At 72.3% G+C, this 4,360-nt stretch carries 1 protein-coding gene; it reads right to left on the reverse strand.

The window, feature by feature from the left end:
• Positions 1 to 4,360, reverse strand: a 4,360-nt coding sequence (locus tag ABZ707_RS33300; RefSeq protein ID WP_360182644.1) for an SDR family NAD(P)-dependent oxidoreductase, incomplete at both ends; no start/stop codon positions are given.

Genomic DNA, 4,360 nt, shown 5'->3' on the forward strand with positions numbered 1-4,360 from the left:
ACCCGCACCCCCTCCCCCTCCCACACAGCCACCAACTCATCCAGCGCCTCAACCTCACCGGAAACCACCACCGAGGAGGGACCATTCACCGCGGCCACCGAGACCCGCTCCTCACCCCAGACGGCAATACGCTCCCGCACCACAGCCACCGGCAACGCCACCGACACCATCCCACCCAAACCCGCCAGCACCCGCCCAATCAACCGACTCCGCAACGCCACCACCCGGGCGCCGTCACGCAACGACAACACCCCCGCCACACACGCCGCCGCGATCTCCCCCTGCGAATGACCCACCACCGCCGCAGGCCGCACCCCCACCGACTGCCACAACCCCGCCAACGACACCATCACCGACCACAACACCGGCTGGACGACATCGACCCGCTCCAACGACGGCGCACCCGGGACGCCCCGCAGCACATCCACCAACGACCAGTCGGTGAACTCCGCCAGGGCGTCGGCACACTCATCAATCCGGGCGGCAAACACGCTTGAAGCGTCCAACAGCTCCTCTGCCATGCCTACCCATTGCGACCCCTGTCCGGGGAACACGAACGCCGTCCGACCCCCCACCGCCACCCCCTGTACGAGCTGGGGTGGGGTGTGGCCCGTGGCCAGGGCGTCCAGTCCGCGGACAAAGTCGTCCCGGTCCTGGCCCACCAGTACGGCTCGGTGGTCGAGCGCGGTACGGGTGGTCGCGAGGGAGAGGCCGACATCCGCGGGCCGGGGGTCCGGATTGTCCTGGAGGTGACGGAGCAGCCGTTCGGCCTGGCCGCGTACCGCCGCCTCACTCCTGGCCGACAGCACCCATGGCAGGGGTCCGGGCGCGTTCGACGGCTCGGGGGCGGCCGGCGCGGGGGCCTCGTCCGTGGCGGGAGCCTGTTCCAGCAGCGCGTGGGCGTTCGTACCGCTGAAGCCGAACGACGACACGCCGGCCCGGCGGGGTCCGCCGGTCTCCGGCCACGGGGTCGGTTCCGTCACCAGGGACACCGCTCCGGCGGACCAGTCGACGTGCGGTGAGGGCTCGGCGATGTGCAGGCTCTCCGGCACCAGGCCGTGCCGCATCGCCAGCACCATCTTCATCACACCCGCCACACCGGCCGCCGCCTGCGTATGCCCGATGTTCGACTTCACCGAACCCAGCAGCAGCGGCCGGTCGGCGTCCCGGTCCTGGCCGTAGGTGGCGAGGAGCGCCTGCGCCTCGATCGGATCCCCCAGCGCCGTCCCCGTACCATGCGCCTCCACCACATCCACATCGGCGGGCGACAGCCGTGCGTTGGCGAGGGCCTGGCGGATGACGCGCTGCTGGGAGGGACCGTTGGGCGCGGTCAGTCCGTTGGACGCGCCGTCCTGGTTGATGGCGGTGCCACGGACGACCGCGAGGACCGGGTGGCCGTTCTTCCGCGCGTCGGACAGCCGCTCCACCAGCAGCATGCCGGCGCCTTCGGCCGGGCTGAAGCCGTCGGCGTCGGACGAGAACGCCTTGCTGCGGCCGTCCGAGGCGAGGCCGCGCTGCCTGCTGAACTCGACGAAGGTGCCGGGGGTGGCCATGACGGTGACGCCGCCGACGAGGGCCAGCGAGCATTCGCCGCCCCGGAGCGCCTGCACGGCGAGATGCAGGGCGACGAGCGACGCGGAGCAGGCCGTGTCAACGGTGACGGCGGGGCCTTCGAGACCGAAGGTGTACGAGAGCCGGCCGGAGACGACACTGGCCGCACTGCCGGTGGCGAGGTGGCCCTCGTATCCGTCGGTGGTGCTGCGCATAAGGATCGAGTAGTCGGAGCCGTTGGTGCCGATGAAGACACCGGCCTGGCTGCCGCGCAGCGTCGCCGGGTCGATGCCGGCCCGTTCGAACGCCTCCCATGACGTTTCCAGCAGGATGCGCTGCTGTGGGTCCATCGCCATGGCCTCGCGCGGCGAGATCCCGAAGAACGCCGGATCGAACTGTCCCGCGTCGGCGAGGAAGCCGCCTTCGCGGGTGTACGAGGTGCCCTGCGCGTCGGGGTCCGGGTCGTACAGGCTGTCGAGATCCCAGCCACGGTCCGCCGGGAACGTGGACAGCGCGTCACCGCCGGAGGCGAGAAGCTGCCACAGCTCCTCCGGAGTCCGTACGCCGCCCGGGAAGCGGCAGCTCATGGCGACAACGGCGACCGGTTCGTCGTCCGTGAGCGCCGTGGCAGCCGGCAGCGGCGCGAGAGCCGCGTGCCCGCCGGACAGTTCGGTGCGCAGATGCCGGGCGAGGAGGGTCGGGGTCGGGTAGTCGAAAATGAGGGTCGGCGGCAGCTTGAGACCGCTGGCCGCGCCCAGGCGGTTGCGGAGTTCGACGGCTGTCAGCGAGTCGAACCCGAGCTCCTTGAAAGCGCGGGTGGCGTCGACGGCGTCCGCGCCCGGGTAGCCGAGCACGGTCGCGACGGCCGTTCTGACCAGGTCGAGCAGGAGGCGCTCCTGTTCGGCGCCGGCCAGGCCGCCGAGCTGCCGAGCGAGGGCCGCGGCCCCGGCCCGGTCGCCCTCGTCGCTCTCGGCGCCCGCGCTTCTGGCGGCCTCACGCGCCTCGGGCAGGTCGTACAGGAGGGGGCGGGAGCGCCCCGAGGTGAAGGCGAGGACAAATCGCTTCCACTCCATGTCGATGACGGTAAGCGCCGTTTCGTCCCGGTCCAGGATGTGCTGAAGTGCCGCGAGGGCCGGTTCCGGAGCCATCTCGACAATGCCGTGCCGGCGCATCCGGTCACCCACCGCACCCTCGGCCATACCGCCGTCGCCCCAGGGGCCCCAGGCGATGGAGGTCGCGGGCAGACCGAGCGAACGCCGGTATTCGGCGAACGCGTCAAGAAACGCGTTGCCCGGCGCGTAGTTGCCCTGCCCCGGCGCCCCGAACGTCGCGGCGAACGACGAGAACAGCACAAACGCCGACAGCTCCAGATCCTTCGTCAGCTCATGCAGATGCACCGTCGCATCCCGCTTGACCTTCAGCACCCGGTCGACCTGGTCCGGGGTGAGACCCTCGACGACCCCGTCGTCCAGGACGGCCGCGGTGTGTACGACGGCCCTCAGCGGGTGCTCGTCCGGTACGGCCGCGAGCAGCGCGGCGACCTGCGCGCGGTCGGAGACGTCGCAGGCGGCGACGGTGACCCGGGCGCCCAGGGCGGTCAATTCGTCACGCAGCTCGGCCGCGCCCGGCGCGTCAAGGCCGCGGCGGCTGGTGAGGACGAGGTGGTCGGCGCCGTTACGGGCCAGCAGCCGGGCCACCTGGGCGCCCAGCGCGCCCGTACCGCCGGTCACCAGGGTGGTGCCCGTCGGCTTCCACGCCCGGACGGCGGGGGTCTCGGCCAGGGAGGCCCGTACCAGCCTGCGGACGAACAGGCCGGCGGGACGGATCGCGACCTGGTCCTCCTCGGCCGTGGCCAGGGTGGTCACAAGCTGCCCGAGCGCGCGGTCGTCCGGGGTCTCCGTGAGGTCGACAAGGCCGCCCCAGCGCTCGCCGTGTTCAAGGGCGACGACTCGGCCCAGGCCCCAGACGAGTGCCTGGGCCGGGGCGGTGAGCGGGTCGGAGGCGCCGGTGGAGACGGCGCCGAGGGTCGCGCACCAGAGGGGTGCGGTGATCCCGCTGTCGCCGAGCGCCTGGACGAGGGCCACGGTGGCCGCGGCACCGGCGGGGACGGAGGCGTGCGAGGAGTGCGGCGGCTCGTCGAGTGCGAGCAGGGACAGTACCCCACTGACGGCGGGTGCCTCGGCGAGTGTCCGGGTCAGCAGATCGGTCAGGGCCGCGCGTCCGGCCGTGGTCTCGTCAAGGACGATCCGCCGTATGTCGGCGCCGCGTTCGGTGAGCGTCCGGACGATTCCGGCGTCCCACTGGTCCAGGCGGTCGCGCTGCTCCTCGGCGGTGCGCTCCGGTACGAGGAGCAGCCAGGTGCCGGTCAGCCGCTGGGCGCCGCTGCCGCTTTCGGTGAGGGGCTTCCAGGTGACGCGGTAGCGCCAGCCGTCAAGGGTGGAACGCTCGCGGCCGCGCCGCCGCCAGGAGGCCAGCGCCGGCAGCAACGAACCGAACGTTTCGTCGCCGGCGACATCGAGTTCGGTGATGAGTGTGTCGACGTCCTCGCGTTCGACCGCTTCCCAGAAGCGGGCCTCGGCGGGATCCACGGCGACGGCGTCGGCGGGGACGGCCGCGCCGGCTTCGAGCCAGTAGTGCTGGTGCTGGAAGGCGTAGGTGGGCAGGTCGACCCGCCGGGCGCCGGTCCCCGCGTAGACCGCCTCCCAGTCCACCGCCGCACCGGCCGTATACGCCTCACCCACCGACAGCCAGAAACGCTCCAAACCGCCCTCACCGCGCCGCAGCGTCCCCACCGCCACCGCGTCACGCC

It is taken from the genome of Streptomyces sp. NPDC006923, assembly GCF_040635655.1.
Lineage (GTDB): Bacteria > Actinomycetota > Actinomycetes > Streptomycetales > Streptomycetaceae > Streptomyces.